The organism is Synechocystis sp. PCC 6714 (assembly GCF_000478825.2).
Lineage (GTDB): Bacteria > Cyanobacteriota > Cyanobacteriia > Cyanobacteriales > Microcystaceae > Synechocystis.
The window spans coordinates 1,823,892-1,840,838 of sequence record NZ_CP007542.1 but is presented as its reverse complement, the minus strand read 5'-3'; the positions used below and the strand labels follow the sequence as shown (position 1 = coordinate 1,840,838).

The 16,947-nt window shown below is 49.6% G+C and carries 16 protein-coding genes and 3 tRNA genes; 13 read left to right on the top strand and 6 right to left on the bottom strand.

Annotated elements, in window-relative coordinates; translation table 11 throughout:
• The first annotated feature begins 176 nt into the window (after positions 1–176).
• Positions 177–941, top strand: a complete 765-nt coding sequence (locus D082_RS08360) for a metallophosphoesterase family protein (protein WP_028948102.1) — start codon at positions 177–179, stop codon at positions 939–941.
• A gap of 207 nt (positions 942–1,148) precedes the next feature.
• Here D082_RS08360 and petG read toward each other — a convergent pair whose 3' ends face one another.
• Complete coding sequence (gene petG, locus D082_RS08355; protein WP_010872858.1) at positions 1,149–1,265, bottom strand: cytochrome b6-f complex subunit V; 117 nt, start codon at positions 1,263–1,265, stop codon at positions 1,149–1,151.
• 130 nt (positions 1,266–1,395) lie between these two features.
• Here petG and D082_RS08350 point away from each other — a divergent pair.
• The 3 genes from D082_RS08350 (at position 1,396) to D082_RS08340 (ending at position 2,541) form a co-directional block, all read left to right on the top strand.
• Positions 1,396–1,469 (top strand) — tRNA-Arg (locus D082_RS08350).
• A gap of 301 nt (positions 1,470–1,770) precedes the next feature.
• A complete protein-coding gene (locus tag D082_RS08345) occupies positions 1,771–2,232 on the top strand; it encodes a universal stress protein (RefSeq protein WP_028948103.1) in 462 nt (153 codons plus the stop codon).
• A gap of 96 nt (positions 2,233–2,328) precedes the next feature.
• A complete protein-coding gene (locus D082_RS08340) occupies positions 2,329–2,541 on the top strand; it encodes a hypothetical protein (RefSeq protein WP_028948104.1) in 213 nt (70 codons plus the stop codon).
• A 99-nt stretch (positions 2,542–2,640) separates the two neighbouring features.
• On the opposite strand, the gene D082_RS08335 is transcribed toward D082_RS08340, so the two are convergent.
• Entirely contained in the window at positions 2,641–4,857 is a 2,217-nt protein-coding gene (locus tag D082_RS08335) for an MASE1 domain-containing protein (RefSeq protein ID WP_038530546.1), read from the bottom strand.
• Positions 4,858–4,983: 126 nt separating this feature from the next.
• Here D082_RS08335 and D082_RS08330 point away from each other — a divergent pair, with 126 nt between their 5' ends.
• The 3 genes from D082_RS08330 to D082_RS08320 are packed head-to-tail and all read left to right on the top strand — an operon-like array spanning position 4,984 to position 6,732.
• Positions 4,984–5,616, top strand: a complete 633-nt coding sequence (locus tag D082_RS08330) for a response regulator transcription factor (protein ID WP_028948106.1) — start codon at positions 4,984–4,986, stop codon at positions 5,614–5,616.
• A 50-nt stretch (positions 5,617–5,666) separates the two neighbouring features.
• Positions 5,667–5,951 (top strand): DUF427 domain-containing protein, encoded by a 285-nt coding sequence (locus D082_RS08325; RefSeq protein ID WP_028948107.1) that lies wholly within the window; start codon positions 5,667–5,669, stop codon positions 5,949–5,951.
• A gap of 34 nt (positions 5,952–5,985) precedes the next feature.
• A complete protein-coding gene (locus D082_RS08320) occupies positions 5,986–6,732 on the top strand; it encodes an SDR family NAD(P)-dependent oxidoreductase (RefSeq protein WP_028948108.1) in 747 nt (248 codons plus the stop codon).
• On the opposite strand, the gene D082_RS08315 is transcribed toward D082_RS08320, so the two are convergent.
• Positions 6,729–7,553, bottom strand: coding sequence for a hypothetical protein (locus D082_RS08315; protein WP_238546660.1), 825 nt, complete (start codon positions 7,551–7,553; stop codon positions 6,729–6,731). The genes D082_RS08320 and D082_RS08315 overlap by 4 nt on opposite strands.
• 239 nt (positions 7,554–7,792) lie before the next feature.
• Here D082_RS08315 and D082_RS08310 point away from each other — a divergent pair, with 239 nt between their 5' ends.
• Entirely contained in the window at positions 7,793–8,671 is an 879-nt protein-coding gene (locus D082_RS08310; protein WP_028948109.1) for a Tab2/Atab2 family RNA-binding protein, read from the top strand.
• A 42-nt stretch (positions 8,672–8,713) separates the two neighbouring features.
• On the opposite strand, the gene D082_RS08305 is transcribed toward D082_RS08310, so the two are convergent.
• Positions 8,714–9,895, bottom strand: coding sequence for an aminotransferase class V-fold PLP-dependent enzyme (locus D082_RS08305; RefSeq protein ID WP_028948110.1), 1,182 nt, complete (start codon positions 9,893–9,895; stop codon positions 8,714–8,716).
• 108 nt (positions 9,896–10,003) lie between these two features.
• Between D082_RS08305 and D082_RS08300 the strand changes: the two genes are divergently transcribed.
• From D082_RS08300 to D082_RS17360, 4 genes are all read left to right on the top strand, one after another.
• Positions 10,004–11,548, top strand: coding sequence for a glycosyltransferase family 39 protein (locus D082_RS08300; protein ID WP_038530541.1), 1,545 nt, complete (start codon positions 10,004–10,006; stop codon positions 11,546–11,548).
• 213 nt (positions 11,549–11,761) lie between these two features.
• The gene (locus D082_RS08295) at positions 11,762–12,694 is read left to right on the top strand and encodes an NAD-dependent epimerase/dehydratase family protein (RefSeq protein WP_028948112.1); all 933 of its coding nucleotides are present in this window, start codon (positions 11,762–11,764) and stop codon (positions 12,692–12,694) included.
• Between the two features lie 24 nt (positions 12,695–12,718).
• On the top strand, positions 12,719–14,632 hold the full coding sequence (locus tag D082_RS08290) for a S9 family peptidase (protein WP_028948113.1): 1,914 nt from the start codon (positions 12,719–12,721) through the stop codon (positions 14,630–14,632).
• 144 nt (positions 14,633–14,776) lie between these two features.
• Positions 14,777–15,160 carry a winged helix-turn-helix transcriptional regulator gene (locus D082_RS17360; protein ID WP_028948114.1) on the top strand — a complete coding sequence of 128 codons (384 nt, stop codon included), beginning with the start codon at positions 14,777–14,779 and terminating at the stop codon, positions 15,158–15,160.
• On the opposite strand, the gene D082_RS08280 is transcribed toward D082_RS17360, so the two are convergent.
• Both D082_RS08280 and D082_RS08275 read right to left on the bottom strand, forming a co-directional pair.
• Positions 15,152–15,223, bottom strand: a tRNA-Thr gene (locus tag D082_RS08280). The genes D082_RS17360 and D082_RS08280 overlap by 9 nt on opposite strands.
• 8 nt (positions 15,224–15,231) lie before the next feature.
• Positions 15,232–15,313: transfer RNA gene (locus D082_RS08275), tRNA-Tyr, on the bottom strand.
• A gap of 202 nt (positions 15,314–15,515) precedes the next feature.
• Here D082_RS08275 and asnS point away from each other — a divergent pair.
• Positions 15,516–16,904: an asparagine--tRNA ligase gene (gene asnS, locus D082_RS08270; protein WP_028948115.1), complete on the top strand. Its 1,389-nt coding sequence runs from the start codon at positions 15,516–15,518 to the stop codon at positions 16,902–16,904.
• Positions 16,905–16,947 lie beyond the last annotated feature (43 nt).

The following is a 16,947-nucleotide window of genomic DNA, read 5'->3' as shown; positions in this document are numbered from 1 at the left end:
TATGGCCTAAACCCGGCGATAGTCTAAGGTTAGTTAGTCTAGGTGACTGTGAACAGGGAAATTTTTGGTCATCCCAAGGAGTCCATCCCCATACGCCTTAGCGATTGGCAAGATAGGATGTCAGAATTATCCTAAACCGTTTTTCAAATTTTCTTCTGCCCCTGCCCGATTTATCCATGCCCAACCCCCGACGCATTATCTTTGGTGATGTCCACGGCCACTTCAATGCCCTCAATGCCCTCTTTGAGGCGATCGCCCCCAGTGAAAGAGACGGGGTTTACTTTGTGGGGGACTTGATTGACCGGGGTCCCGAAAGCGCCAAAGTAGTAGACTTTGTCATGGGCAACAAATACCATTGCCTGCTGGGAAATCACGAACAAATGATGTTGGACGCAGTGGGGGGCGTTAACTTTTCTCCCCAACTTCTCCATGCCTGGATCTACAGCGGTGGCCAATCTACCCTAGAAAGTTATCAGCACCAGATTCCCCAAAGCCATGTGGATTGGATGCGAAGCCTACCCCTCTACTTGGACCTGGGGGATGTTTGGTTAGTGCATGCAGGGGTAGACCCCCATTTGCCCATCGAAGAACAGGGGGAAACTCAATTCTGTTGGATCAGGGACGAATTCCACCGTTATCCCTACCCCTATTTTGCTAATAAGCTAATCATCACCGGCCACACCATTACTTTCACCTTTGCCGATGTGGAGCCTGGCAAATTAGTGGCGGGACCAGGCTGGTTGGACATCGACACCGGAGCCTACCATCCCAGAAGCGGTTGGCTTACCGCCCTGGAAGTTAATAACCAAGAAGTATACCAAGCTCATATCTTCACTAATGAAGTCCGCCGCCTACCGTTGGAAGAGGCAGTGGTAGCTCTCCCACCCCAGAACTTCCATCGTTCTCGACAGAAAAACAGGAAAAAAGGATTTTTTGGATAAACCAGCCAGGAGAAATGGTTGTTTTAGACTCAAAAAACAACTCTTCTGATTATTAGTCCAGGTCAAACTATATCAAGTTCCCAGAGGCCCGGAGTACGGGGAAAATTTGGCCCCAACTCGCCATTGCTGAAATTGGGGTTTCCCTACTTGTTATTTGGGGCAAAGCCAAAAATTGACCGATGGGGGCAAGGCGATAACGAAAATTCGTTAATCCAAATTAAATTGGTTACCCCGTTTATATTGGAGATAGGCCGCCACGAATAGTCCCGCTAGGGTCACAGGGATCAGTCCAAGAACAATGCCGAGCAATAGGGGTTCAATCACAGATTTTCTCCAAAGGGTTATTTAATATCCTTGCTATCGTACCAAAAATCTTCCCAGTACTCCCCAATAAAAAAGCTTGCGGAAGTTCGACGCCCTATGATAGTGTTGTAAGTCGTCAGGTAAACGACTAGGGCTTGTAGCTTAGTGGATTAGAGCGCGTGGCTACGGACCACGAGGTCGGGGGTTCGAGTCCCTCCAAGCCCGTTACAAACATCATACCGGTCGACTTCAATCAGGTGTGGTCAAAAAGCGAGTTCAGTAAACTGGGCTCGTTTTTTCGTCGTATAGTAGTTTCCAGTAAGACTGAGGCAGTCAAATTCACCGAAAAGCTTGTCAATAAAGACTTAAGCAGTCTCGAAATTATTTGAAATGAATATAAATGCCAGGCAGAGGATATCAAGTTCTCTGTTGGTTAAACTGGGCAAGTTAGAATTAAAGGTGTGTGCGAGAGTTCAACTCAACCATATTTTGCCGGACCATAAATAATGGGGCAGGAGTTTCCACCATGGGCTACCCAAAAATCCTTGTGGCCTTAGATCGTTCTGAATTGTCAGGGGAAGTCTTAAAGCAAGCAGTGGCCCTTGCCCAGAAAGAATCGTCGCAGTTGATGCTTTTTTACTGTATTCCTGTGGACAGCAAGGATTTGAGCATTTACCCCAGTTTCTATGGAGAGGCTTCCATTGGGTTTTCCCGGGTGATTCAAGAACACTTGGAGCAACAACAAAGGGAGGCTCGTCAGTGGCTGGAATCCTTTGCTCAACAGGTCAAAGAGCATGGAGTGGAGTGTGAATGGGATTGGAAGGTCGGAGAGCCGGGACGCTGGATCCGCGATATGGCTAAAAATTGGGAGGCGGATTTGGTGGTGCTTGGTCGGAGAGGACTGAAGGGCTTGGCGGAGGTGTTTTTGGGCAGTGTCAGCAGCTATGTTATTCACCACGTGCATTGCTCAGTTCTAGTTGTTCAGTAACAACCTACCCCCATTGCTGTTGGTGGACAGAAAGTTCTGATAGTCTTGAATTCAGGGCTTCCATTTGCGGTCCCCATTAGCGAGGAAAAACACTCCATGGAAAAGATTTGGGTTAATGAACAACTAGATCCCACCGGCATTGTCTATGCTTGCATTGCTTGTTTGGATGAAGTCGCCGCCCAGGATTGTCATCGTTCCTGGCAGGAAAATCTGACTCCGGATCAGAAAGCCCAGGGATGGGTTGCCCAAATCCGCACAGTGAGCTCTTGGGATGATGTACCGGTCAATGCTTTGAAGCTGAGTTTTTAAGGTGAAATTTTAGGAGTGAAGCAAGAAAACTGGGGCTCTAGGGGTTTGAACCGGGAAAGTTGGGGAAAAGCCTGAACATTCCACCGGTATGCTTCAGAGTTAGACTGTCAGGGGAAGGGTAAACCAAAAATGGGAACCTTGGCCCGGACTGCTAGTGACGCCAATATGACCACCGTGGGCTTCGACAATTTGCCGAGACTGATAGCAACCAAGACCAATCCCTGTAAGCCTTTGATTGTGACGATTGCGTAAATACAGACGAAAAAGATGTTCACATTGATCTTTGGCCATGCCTTTGCCATTGTCACTTAGGATAAAACGCACCATATTTCCCTCCGGTTGAGCAGTTAGGGTGAGGGCGATGCCAGGGGGATTATGGTTCAGAGCATTGGCTAAAAGATTGTCGAATACTTGTTTGATGTAGTGGGGGTCTCCCTGGAGAGGAGGCAAATTATCGTCGCATTTTAAGTTTAAAGTTACTTGGTGCTGTTCACAGGCCGATCGCCATTGTTGGCAAATTTGTTGCAAAAAAGGCTGGAGTGGCAAGGATTGGGGGTTGAGGTGTAGGGGACGACATTCGGATGTTTGTTCTTCGCAGAGGGCATTGAGGAGGGTCAACTGGCGATCGCCACTGCGGATCAGACTATCCAAAAGATGGCGGGGGATGGTCAGAACTTCCCCTTCGGTGGTCAATAAGTTTTTCAGCACCATCAGTAGGGCCATCACCGAAGTGCGTAAATCATGGGAAATAGCTTGCACAAACAGAGCCTTCATTTGCTGCAAATCCCGTAGCTCCAGCATTTTGTCCTCTAACTGGGCGGTCCGTTCCCCCACTTGCTTTTCCAGACTGGCATTCAAGCTTTGTACCCGTTGATAAAGCTGGGCTTGCTGAATGGCGATCGCCACCTGGGTGGCTAATTGTTCTAGTAAGCGTACTTCTGCTTTTTGCCAATGGCGGGGCTGTTGACAACGGTGCGCCACAATCAGACCCAAGTCCCCATCCACTGTGGCCAGGGGAATGGCCAGTAAACTTTTCACCTGATAGCGTAAAAAACTGCGGCGGAGTTGATCTCCTTTGGGCAATTGGTCAGGGTGGTGAATTATCATCGCTTGGCCAGGAATGGCCCTAATCATCATCTCCCGGGGTTTATCAGCGGGTAAAGCATGGGGGTTGATCAGGGGAACATAGTCAGAACTGCAGGATTCCGCCACCACTGCCAATTCCCCTTCCCCCTGCAAAAGGGCAATGTAAACCCGATCAGTCTGCAACAAATGCCGTACTTCGGTGACCGTGGTTTGAAAAATTGTGCCCAAATGTAACGATTGCCGCACCCGTAGGGCCACCTCCGCTAATAATCTTTCCCGCTCCCAACTGCCCCGTAACTGTTCTTCCGTACGTTGTCTTTCCCTCACTGCCCCCGATAAAAGTAAACTGGTGGTGCCCAGCACCAAAAAGAACATTTGCAGCAAAATCATCGCCCCAGTTTGATCGGCGCTTTGGACGTTAAATGAGCCATGGCCTTGCATTGTGGCGGCGATCGCCCAAATGGCTAATAGGGAAGTCGAGAGGATTCCTCCCCAGGCTGGAAAACGGATACTGGCCCAGACCACAATGGGAAAGGGTAAATATTCTAACCACTGGGTATAAATGGCTCCCCGGTCTGCCAAGGGAATTAATGCGTCCCCCGCAAAAACTAGTCCGGCCACCGTCAATAAAAGACCACCACAGACTAGGGCTTCCGTCAATTTAATTCCGTTAATCGGGTTAAGCCAAGGCCAGGTCCAGCGGCCATATCTCAGCTTGAAGATCAATGGAGCGGTCAGTAAAATTCCTGTGGCACTACCTAGCCAAGCCAAAGATCCCGTCCACCATAGGCGACCATCCCCCTGCCAAAGAGATAATAACAACCCGGCGATCGCCGTTAAAATGGCGCCAAAACCCACTCCGGCCACCAAAAAAACCATACCGTCTTGGAGCCGCTGACCTTGGGGGGAAAATTCCAACATCTGTAAACCTCGGCCGGCCAATAACATGGTGCCGGTGCTAATCATCCCTAGGGCCAATGCCAAGGGCAGATTGTCTTGCACTACCATGGGACCAATGGTTAAACCTACCGCAAGGGCCACAGGGTTGCTTCCCTGCCACCATAGGGTGAGGGCAATGCCCTGGCTAATTCCCAAACTAAGCCATTGTTGGCCAACACCCAGAATCCCATAGGTCAAGGCTGTGCATAACCCCAAGACGATCACCGATACCCCAGAGGGAATAGTGGTGGCCATCCTCTGGCGTAGGGACTTGGGTAGATAAATTAGCATTGGTGATGGCAATCACTAAGCAAGTACAAAGAATTGCTAAGCACTGGGGATTACTATCTCAACTTTGCCTAAACTGGAGGGGATTTTACTTCCCCCCATAGGGTGAAAATCGAACTTTGCCTGTTTATGAAAATTTTGATCGTTGAAGATGATCCATTGATGCAATTAGGTTTGGAGCAAGCCTTGGGTGCCCATGATCGCTTTGAAATTATTGGTCGGGTGGACAATGGCTATGGGGCAGTGCAGCAAGCGGCGGCCCTCAACCCAGACCTGATTGTCATGGACATTGGTTTGCCAGGGCTAGACGGCATTGAAGCCACCAAACAGATCAAAAAAACCTCTCCTCAAATCCATGTGGTGGTGTTAACGTCTCACACTCTCCCCAATGAAATCATTGCTGCCTTGGCCAGCGGGGCCGATGCCTATTGCGTTAAAGGAGCCACGCTGGAACGTTTAATTTTAGCGATCGCCGCCGCCCAGGATGGGGCCACCTATCTTGATCCCCAGATTGCCCGGGTAGTGGTGGAAAATCTCAAACCGCCGGTGCCGGAAGGACAAACCAATGTATCGAGCCTTTCGGAGCGGGAGGTCGACGTGCTGAAATTAATTGTGGAAGGAAAAAGTAACCAAGAAATCGCCCAGACCCTATATCTCAGCACCAATACTATTAAAACCCATGTACGAGGCATCATGAATAAGCTGTCCGTTGATGACCGGGTGCAGGCCGCCGTCATTGCCCTCCGTTCTGGTTTAGTTTGACTGCAGAAGGGGCTATAATCCAAGGCGTTTACTTTATCTGTCCTACAACCATGGCTAAAGCAATCTGGAATGGGGTTGTCCTCGCCGAGAGTGACCAGTGTGAAATGGTGGAGGGCAATTACTATTTTCCCCCTGACAGCATCCATCCCCAGTATTTTGAGCCCAGCAACACCCACACCGTTTGTGGCTGGAAAGGTACCGCCAGTTACTACACCCTAGTGGTGGATGGTCAGGAAAATGCCGACGCAGCTTGGTACTATCCCGATCCGAAGTCCAAGGCAGAAAACATTAAGGGCTACATTGCTTTTTGGCGGGGCGTAAAGGTGGAAGCCTAAATTGCCCAAGGATTCAGAAATTTAGCTAACTACAATGGAATTAATTGGAAAAACAGCCCTGGTCACCGGGGGAGGCATACGGGTGGGCCGGGCGTTGGTGGTGGCCCTAGCCGAAGCAGGGTGTAATGTCTTTATCCACTATGGCAATTCCCAGGCAGGGGCCCTAGAGGTTCAGCAGGAAGTGGAAGCATTGGGAAGAAAAGCCTTCATCTACTCCGCTGATCTGAGTGATGCCCAAGCAACAGAAACAGTTATACCCAAAGCCCAGGAAGTTTTTGGTGGGGTAGACATTCTGATCAACAGTGCTTCGGTTTTTCCCCTCGAGGACAAATTTTTCCAGGTGGATCTAGAACTATGGGAATGGATTTTCGCTGTTAACCTCCGGGCCCCTTTTCAGCTCTCCCAGGCCTTTGCCCAACAGATTTCCGGCGATCGCCAGGGGAAAATTATTAACATTAACGATGCCCGCATTCCCCGGCCCCGGCCAGATCATTTTGTTTATCGTCTGACCAAGCGGGGCTTGTGGGATATGACAGAAATTTTAGCGTTGGAATTGGCCCCCAATATCACCGTTAACGGCTTAGCCCTGGGGCAGATTTTAGAAGCGCCGGAAGCACCGGATCCGGAACAGTTTATGCGGGATTATGCCGAGCGGCGTATTCCCCTTAAGAAAACTGGTAACCCAAAAGTGGTTACCGATGCGGCTTTGTATTTACTGCAACAGGACTTTTTGAGTGGCACCACCATTCGTTTGGATGGAGCAGAGTACTTGAAATTTTAGGGCACCACCGCTAACCTTTGAGTAACCATCACCATGCCCCCAGGAGTTACCAACAGAGCCGATAACCATTGGGGATCTTCACTGGCGATCGCCCGTTTGAATAGGCCGCCAGCCTGCAACAACTCCAACCTCACTTGGGATGGGTCCATATAGTTGCTGGGGTCTATATTCTGGGCAAAAGCGGTGCCTGCCAGGAGATCTTCACCAATGGGTTGCCGCAGAATTACGTCAAAATCAAACTCTTGGCCTACTTGCACCTTTTGGGGCACATTAACATCCACTTGCGGCGGATCTTCCCCAGCGGTCAGCACCATTTTCTCTGAAAGTACCTCTTGGCGTACCAGCTTATCATCAATAAAAGTTTGGCGGGAGCTAATTTCCCCATTCAGCTGGGCAGTGCGACCCAACCAAGGTCGTTCCCCACTGATAGTGGTTAAAGTTTCCACTACCACCGCTTGTCCTTCCTGTTTCCAGTTTTTCAACTCTGTGCTGTAGGTTAAGTTGTCATAGGTTTCCCAGAGCTTTTGCAAGCTGGTTTCCATCTGGGCAAAGGTTAGACCATCGCTGTTGCTAAATTCAGCACTAAAAAACTCCTTCAGGCGATCGGTGTCATGTTGGTTGGCCACCGCATCAAATTGTTCAATCAAAGCCCGCACCTGGCGATCGGTAACATTCCCTTGGGCAATGGTGGCGGCATTCAGAGGTACTGCTCCCAATGCCATCAAACCCATGCCCCACCCCAAAGCCATCAACCGACGGGCTGGGAAAAAACGGAAAGGAGAGCGGTGAAGGCGGGTAAATCCTTGGGGCTGGGAGATCATATTTTGGTCAAACTCTATGGCGATGGAAGACTGAGGAGCGGGTGCTCAAAACAATATCAAGGTCGATGGATAAAGCACCTTGCTCCCAGAATACCTTAAGCTCAGTGGTGTTTGGCCGACAATGATGGGGGTGGCAGTTATTTGCCGTGGCCATGGAACGATGGCAACCCGGGGGCAATTGCTTGATAGGATAGCGGTTGGTCCGTTGGGGCTAGCTTTGACACATATTTGATTGATATATGGGCGTTACTTGGGAATTGGATTTTTATTCGCGGCCGTTATTGGATGATGAGGGAAAAAAAGTGTGGGAAGTACTAATTTGTGAATCTCCCCAATCCGTGCAACAGTCACCAGGGGATTTGTTCCGCTACAGCCAGTATTGCCCCAGTGCCACTGTCAATTCCGTTTGGCTCCGGCAGGCCATCGAAACGGCGATCGCCGAAGCGGGTCAGATGCCCCAAAAGATCCGTTTTTTCCGGCGTCAGATGAATAACATGATCGGCAAAGCCTGTGAAGAAGCTGGCATTCCCCCATCCCCCAGTCGGCGTACCTATGCCCTGGAGCAATGGTTAAGCGATCGCCTAGAGAATTTTTATCCCCAACAACCGGGCTACGACCCTAAGTTGGCTTCCTCCACATCGGTGCAGTATCCAGAACTTAATGCCATTGCCTTGCCCGATGCAGTGCGGGGCGATCGGGGAGACCAGTGGGCCTTGGTGAGTTTGGCTGCTGCTGATTTCAATGATTTACCGGATTGGGAGATTAGCTTTGGGGAAAGTTTTCCCCTCTCCCCCTACAATTTGGGCCCCGATTGCCGCATTCCGGGTTTAATCCTCTTTTCCCCCCGGGCCTTACCCTTTGCCGCTTGGTTATCCGGGTTGGAATTGGGCTATTTGCAATACAACACCGACCCCCGTCCCATTATGCGCCTGGAAACCGGCGCCAGTGATAGTTGGATTGTGGCCAACGTTATCGACAAAACCAGTGAACAGGAAGCGAAGGGCTTTGAACAGGCCAAAAAATTGGCCCACGGCATTCACTTTTTAGCCATTCAAGCCAGTCCCGACAGTGAGGCTTTTGCCGGTTTTTGGTTATTACAGGAAACGGAACAAATCTAGGGTTTAACGTCCTCCCTCGCCCCCTTTACAAGGGGGAACTTTTTAGGGGCCAAAGTCAGCTAGTCTAGCCAATAAATGATTAATTTCCTCCTCATCGGTTATGTAATGGCAACAGGCCCGGATACAGTCAGGGTCAGCGATGGTACGGAGATAGATGCGTTGCTCCTCCAGTTTCTGCACGATCGCCCGGTGGCCCAAGGGAGAATCCACGGTGAAGGAGACCAAACCTGCTTGGGGAGCCGATGTAGCTAAACAATGGACATGGGGTAACTGGTTCAAGCCCCGCCACAGGAATTCACTACGTTGACAAATGGCTTGGTAACGTTCCTCAGCGGTGCCTTGCCGTTGGTGCAACTGGAGAGCGGCCAACAGACCGGCATATTGGGGATAGGCGGAGGTGGCCACTTCAAACCGTTTGCCCCCTTCAGCCCAGCCGGTGGGTTCCCCTTTAGCGCCATAGGTGATACTGCGCCAACCCACATAGGTCGGATTAATTTCCCCCAGGCAATCGCCATGGATATACAATCCCCCCACCCCAGCGGGGCCAGCAAACCATTTATGGCCGGTGAAAGCATAATAATCCACTTCTAACCGGGAAAAATCTAGGGGTAAGGAACCGGCAGATTGGGCCCCATCCACTAAAACCCGCACTGGATAATTTCCTTGGTGACGGCGACAAACGGCCATAATTTCTGCTAGGGGCAATACTTGGCCAGTGTTCCAGAGTAAATGACTGAGAATAACCAAGCGGGTTTTTGGCCCCAGATGATTAGCCAACACTGCGGCCGCATCTCCCTGGTTTAACGTGGCCGCCACCGGGAAAAAACGGTAGGTAATGCCAAACCGGGCGGCGATCGCCTGGACAATGGCAATGATGCCGGGATGTTCGCAGTCGGTGAGCAAAATTTCATCGCCCTGGTGCCAATCCAAACCCCAAAGCACAATGTCACAGCCGGTGGTGACGTTATCGGTGATTGTAATTGTGTTGGGATCAACGTTAAAAGTTTCCGCCAAAGCCTGCCGTAGTTGGGCAATTAACTGCTGAATATGTTGATTAGCGGCAATGGAAAAAGGGCCATTTTCCTGTAGATAGCCATACATAGCCGTAATAGCTTCCAGGGCAACGGTGGGCAAAATACCCTGGCCGCCAAAATTAAAATAGGTCTTATTGGCTAGGCCAGGAAATTGGTGGCGATCGGGTATTAGGTTCACAGGGTCAGCCATTGGTGGGGAAACATCAACAAAATACCTTAACAAAAACCTAAACTTCCCCCAAGAACGTGGGAAAATGCGAGCCAAGTCCAATAGTCAGAATCTGTCCATACTCAGCCCTTGAACTTTTTTTCCCTGAATTCAGACCGGAAATATTTATTGCTACTCACCGGAGTGGCCCTAATCCTGGCGATCGCCGGTTTGGGCAATGTGCCCCTGCGAGATTTTGACGAGGGTTATTATGCCACCACAGCCCAGGATACTTATCTGCGGGGAGATTGGCGTTTTCCCACCTATTTAGGACAACCCTTTTTATCCAAACCGCCCCTGATTACTTGGCTGGTAATGGGCAGTTACCATCTGCTGGGCATCAATGAATTTAGTTCCCGTTTGCCCCTGGCTCTGGGGTCAGCCCTGGCGGTGCCCTTGTTATATCTGGTGGGGAAGGAAATTTTTTCTGCCCCTAAAGCGGCACTATGGAGCAGTTCGATATTGCTAACCCTGCTTCCCACCGCCCGTCTGGGCCGTTTAACCATGTTGGATGGGGTGATTAATACCTGTTTGCTTTGGTCGATACTTTGCTTACTCAAAGGGCGGAAAAATCCCCATTGGTTAGGGGGTATAGGTATTGGTTTGGGGTTAATTGCTCTAGCCAAGGGTTTACTGGTGCTAGCTCTGGGATTATTGTTGGGAATTTTGATTTTCTGGCTTGGGGAAGGACGAATTTTTCAGCGCTGGCAATTCTGGTTCGGGCTGTTGATCGGTTTTGGTCCGGTGTTGTGGTGGTACCAACTCCAATTTGCCCAGTATGGGGAAACTTTTTGGCAGATTCATTTTGAGTTTCACAGTTTTGAGCGAGTTACCAAGGAATTAGAAGGCAATACGGGGCCCCCTTGGTATTACCTGCTAGAAATTACCAAATACACTGCGCCTTGGCTATTTTTCCTAATTCCCGCCATGGTAATGACCATAAAACAATGGCGACAGGACTGGGCTAAGGTTGCCATCACCTTTGGCTTCGGCTTTTTGCTGATTATTTCCGTCATGGGCACTAAATTGCCCTGGTATGTACTCCCTTGTTACCCTTTTTTCGCTCTGATGGGGGGATATTATTTAGCAGATTTAGAAGGTCGCCAACGTTATCCTAGGCTAATTGGTTATCTACTTGCCCTCACTGCTGTGGTGGGTCTGGTGGGAGGATTATACGCTGGTTTCATCGAGCAAAAACCGGTGATTATCATCATGGGGGTGGTGCTATTTATTGGCATAGGTTGGAGTGCCAAGCAATATTTGCAATCTTCCCCTAAATTTGCCAAAACCCTAGTGGTGGGGCTCTATGTAGCCCTTCTATTTCTTTTCTCCAGTCCCCTCTGGAACTGGGAAGTGAACGAAGCTTTTGCAGTCAAACCCGTGGGGGAGTTAATCAAAAAAAGCATTCCTGTCAATACCCTGGTTTATACTTCCTTTGCCTATAGTCGTCCCAGTTTAGATTTCTACGGCGATCGCCAGGTGATTGCGGTGGACGATAATCAGTTGCATACCAAGGCTAAGGAAGGAAATTATTTATTGCTCGACCAAGATGCCCAAAGCAGACTAGCTTTAGCCAATTTACAAAAGCGGGGACAAGCAGGAGAATTTACCCTGTTTTTTGGTTCGCCGCAATAGTTGAGGCAAAAGCTTAATGCTGGCCCGTCTACCTATTCGGGGGCGATCGCCGTTGAGATTGCTAAGGAATAATGACAATAGTGGCGCTTTATTGATTGTCGATTTCTCCAGCCGCTATGGAAGCTAGAGTAAAGCCCTCAGTTCTAACAGGCTTCACCTGCCCTTGTATGATGGTGGGACGGAATAATTTTTAGAATTTTTCAAGGTAAGCGGATGAAAATTTTGGTCACCGGTGGTACGGGATTTTTGGGCACAACCCTTTGCAATCAACTCGAGGCCCAGGGCCACGAACTAACCAAAATCAATTCCCGCAACTGTGACCTGACCCAAGCCGGTTCTCTGCATCAATTTGCTAAAGGCAGTTTCGACCAAATTTATCACCTGGCTGCCTGGACCCAAGCGGGGGATTTTTGTCTATCCCATCCGGGGGAACAGTGGCTGATCAACCAAAAGCTAAATACTAATGTGCTTGATTGGTGGCACGGTCAACAACCCCAAGCAAAGTTAATTTTTATGGGTACCAGTTGCGCCTATGATCCCCATTTACCCCTAGAAGAAGAATACTATCTTACTGGTTTACCCATTGATAGTTTGTTCACCTACGCCATGACTAAAAGAATGCTCTATGCGGGGGCGTTGGCATTGCACAAACAGTATGGGCTGAAATATCTCTGTCTAGTTCCTTCCACCCTCTATGGCCCCGGCTACCACACGGACGGACGGCAGATGCATTTCATTTTTGACCTGATCCGCAAGATTATTCGGGGCAAACTTTACGGCGAAACGGTCACCCTCTGGGGAGATGGTTATCAACAACGGGAATTAGTTTTTGTGGAGGATTTTGCCCACATTGCCTTGGAATTAGCTGCCACAGTGGATAACAATTTGGTCAATATTGGAGCGGGGGAAGAATTTACCATTCGTCGCTTTGCGGAATTAATTTGCCAGGAAGTGGGCTACGATTTCCACCTGATTGAATTTGATACCAGCCGTTACGTAGGGGCTAAGTCTAAATGTTTGGGAGTGAAAAAACTCCAGAGCCTAATGCCGGGTTTACAATTAACCAGTTTGGATCAGGGCTTAGCCAAAACCATTAAATGGTTCTGGAGTGAACAGGAAAAGTTGGTGCCAGCTTCTGTATCCTGAAAGGGTAACTAGTTCCCCTTCTCTGTGACTTCCATGACCACTAAACAGACCGCCCCCTACGGTTCTTGGCGATCGCCAATTACGGCTGATGCTTTGCTGGCGGGCAGTATTGGTTTGGGAGCAGTGCAGAATGATGGCCAAGAGGTCTTTTGGCTAGAGGCCAGGGCAATGGAGAAAGGACGGAATGTCCTAGTTCACAGGCAACCCGATGGCACTGTGCGGGATGTGACTCCCGCCCCCTTCAATGTGCGAACCAAAGTTCATGAATACGGTGGAGGAGCCTTTTTGGTGGCGGCGGGGAGAGTTTATTTCAGTAATTTCAGGGATCAACAGATTTACGTTCAAGGTATTGGGCAGGAACCGCAACAGTTAACTAACACACCGGACTGCCGTTTTGCAGATTTTGTTTTGGATCAACCCAGACAAAGATTAATTGCCGTTGGTGAACGCCACAGTGCAGAAGCAAAGGAACCAGAAAATTTCCTGGCCGCCATCAGCTTAGAAACTGGGGAAGTAACGGCGATCGCCCTGGGCCATGATTTTTATTCATCTCCCCGCCTTAGTCCTGATGGCAACAAACTAGCTTGGATTACCTGGGATCACCCCCATATGCCCTGGGATGTCACCAAATTATGGCTTGCGGATTTCAATGGCCAAGGAGCCCTGGAAAATATTCGTTGTATTGCTGGCCATGCTGGGAATGAATCCATCCATGAACCCCGATGGTGTCCCGATGGCAGTTTATATTTTGTCGGCGATCGAACCGATTGGTGGAATTTGTACCGCTATCACAAAGGGGAAGTGGATAACGTTTTTCCCCTCGATGCGGAATTTGCCTATCCCCATTGGGTGTTTGGTCTACGGAGTTATGCCTTTGTGGATACGGATACCATTCTTTGCGCTTTTACCCAGGATGGTGCTTGGCAGTTGGGCAAACTCAAACCGTCCCACAAACAACTAAGCATTTTGGGATTACCCTACAGTGATTATTCTTCCCTTTGTAGTGACGGCAAAACCCTCTGGTTTTTAGGCGGTGCTCCCACCATACCCACCGCAGTAGTGGCCCTTGATGTTGCCGCCCAGCAAACGGAAATTCTCAAAGTTGCCAGCGATTTCTCTTTAGACCCGGCCTATCTAGCCCAACCCCAGGCCATTAGTTTTCCCAGCGAAGAGGGCCAAACTGCCTACGCCTGGTACTATCCCCCCACCAACACTGATTTTCAAGGAATTCCTGGTACGTTACCGCCGTTATTGGTCAAAAGCCATGGGGGCCCCACAGCGGCGGCCAGTAACTCCCTTAGTTTAAAAATTCAGTATTGGACTAGTCGGGGCTTCGCCTATGTGGATGTGAATTACGGTGGTAGTACGGGTTATGGTCGCAATTATCGTCAGCGTTTACATGGTCAATGGGGCATCGTCGATGTGGCGGACTGTATCAATGCGGCCAAATACCTAGCGGCTCAGGGTTTAGCAGATCTCAATAAGTTGGCTATTTCCGGCGGCAGTGCCGGGGGCTACACCACCCTAGCGGCCCTAACCTTCCATGATATTTTTCAAGCCGGGGCTAGCTATTACGGTGTTAGTGATTTAACAGCCCTGACCACCGATACCCATAAATTTGAATCCCGTTACTTCGACGGTTTGATTGGCCCCTATCCTGAAAGAAAAGATTTATACGAACGGCGATCGCCAGTGAACCATGCGGATCAGCTAACCTGCCCAGTGATTTTCTTCCAGGGCTTAGAAGATAAAGTTGTGCCGCCCAACCAAACGGAAATGATGGTGGAAGCCCTTAAGACTAAGGGCATCAAAGTGGAATATGTCGCCTTTGCCGAAGAACAACACGGTTTCCGCATTGCCGCTAACATCAAAAAAGCTCTAGAGTCGGAATTGGCTTTTTATGGTGAAGTGTTTGGTTTCAACCCCGCCAAAGATTGATGGGGAATATTCCCCTGGATCGGCCCCCAGGTTCACAGCGCTGGCAATCAATGGACTCCAAGCCTCAGCTTAGATGGAGCCAATGGCTGCCCGAACTCCCCATTAGCTAGAATAGTGGACCGAAAATGTTTTTCCCACACCACCATGGCCCCAACCAATGCTGACCCTTGTTTCACAGCCGGACACATTTGTCCCATTCAGCACGTGGTGGATTTACTCGACAATAAATGGTCAATTTTGGTCTTGCGGGAGTTATTCCAGGGACAACGGCGCACGGGACAACTATTGGACGCCTTGCCCGGTTGCAGTACGAAAACTCTCACCCTAAGGCTACGGCAACTGGAAGCCCATGGCATCATCAACCGGGATGTGTATCCGGAGATTCCCCCCAGGGTGGAATATTCCCTGACCGATAAGGGTAGAGAAATCCAGCCAGTGCTGGCCGCTATGCACCAACTGGGCTCCCAATGGCTGGAGCAAGAAGTCTGCAACTGCAGTATCGTTACTGTTTCCAGAGAAAGCCCTTGACGAGGATTGAACTCGTGACCTCACCCTTACCAAGGGTGTGCTCTACCACTGAGCTACAAGGGCAAAAGGGATGGGCCGAGCTGGATTTGAACCAGCGTAGGCATAGCCAGCGGATTTACAGTCCGCCCCCATTAACCACTCGGGCATCGACCCATTGCTTTCACGATTAGCAATCATAACACCTTTTGTGGATGGTCAAAATATTTTTTTCTCCGCCGGTCAGATTATTGTCTGGTTTGGGGGCGATCGCCTGCTGGGTCGGAATTGGTTACCCTAGGATTGACTCAGTGCCATGGTTTAATAATGGCACCCACTGTACCTCTTCTATCTGTTATCCGTTAATCCTTTGGGGTTTATGAACAAACGCCGCATTATTGAAATTCTCCGCCACGGTCAAGCCGATGACCAGGTTATGGTCCAGGGTTGGTTACGGACTAAACGCACCCTCAAGGATTTTAGTTTTGTGGAAGTTAATGACGGCTCCAGTTTGGCGAACCTCCAAGTGGTGCTGGCGAGAAGTTTGCCGGATTACGATCGCCTATTGACCCAACTGCAAACCGGGGCGGCGGTGGCCATTGAGGGGAAATTGACCCCTTCGCCGGGGAAAGGTCAACGGGTGGAGTTAAATGCATGCAAGCTGGAACTGCTGGGGGGAGCAGATCCCAGTAGTTATCCCCTACAGAAAAAACGCCATAGCTTTGAATTTTTGCGGACCATTGGGCATCTCAGACCCCGTACCAATACCATTGGAGCAGTGATGCGGGTGCGGAATGCCTGTGCCACGGCCATTCACCAATTTTTCCAGGAAAGGGGTTTTCTTTGGGTTCATACCCCGATCATTACCGCCAGCGACTGTGAGGGGGCAGGGGATTTATTCAATGTCACCACGTTGGATTTGCAGAAGGTGCCCAAAAATGGCGAGGGCATTGATTACAGCCAGGACTTTTTTGGTAAACAGGCTTATTTGACGGTGAGTGGACAATTGGAAGCGGAGGTGATGGCCCTAGCATTCCAGAATGTTTACACCTTTGGCCCCACCTTTCGGGCGGAAAATTCGAACACCTCCCGCCACCTGGCGGAATTTTGGATGGTGGAGCCGGAGATGGCCTTTTGTGACCTAGAAGGCGATCGCCAATGGGCGGAGGAATTTTTAAAATATATTTTTAAATTTGTGCTGGAAAAATGCCCTGAGGACATGGAATTTTTTGACCAGCGCATTGATAACACAGTGCTGGCCACAGCGGACAATATCATTAACAACGAATTTGCTTGGCTGACCTACACCGAAGCAATTCAACTGCTAGAAAAAGCGGATCAGAAGTTTGAATATCCCGTCACCTGGGGGGTGGATTTACAGTCAGAACATGAGCGATATTTAGCGGAAACTGTGTTCAAAAGACCCACCATTGTGACCGATTATCCCAAGGATATTAAGGCATTCTATATGCGCTTAAATGATGATGGGAAAACCGTCGCCGCCATGGATATTTTAGCCCCCAAAATTGGCGAAATTATTGGCGGTTCCCAACGGGAAGAACGATTAGATGTATTAACTCAACGCCTGCAGGAACAAGGGATACCGGAAAGCGATCTATGGTGGTATCTTGACCTGCGCCGTTACGGTTCTGTGCCCCATGCGGGCTTTGGCCTGGGCTTTGAACGCATTGTCCAGTTCATGACCGGTATGGCCAATATTCGGGATGTGATTCCTTTTCCCCGCACCCCCATGAATGCGGAATTTTAAAGACTTGAGGAATTTTAGCCATTGAAAAAGCTTGAAAATCTGT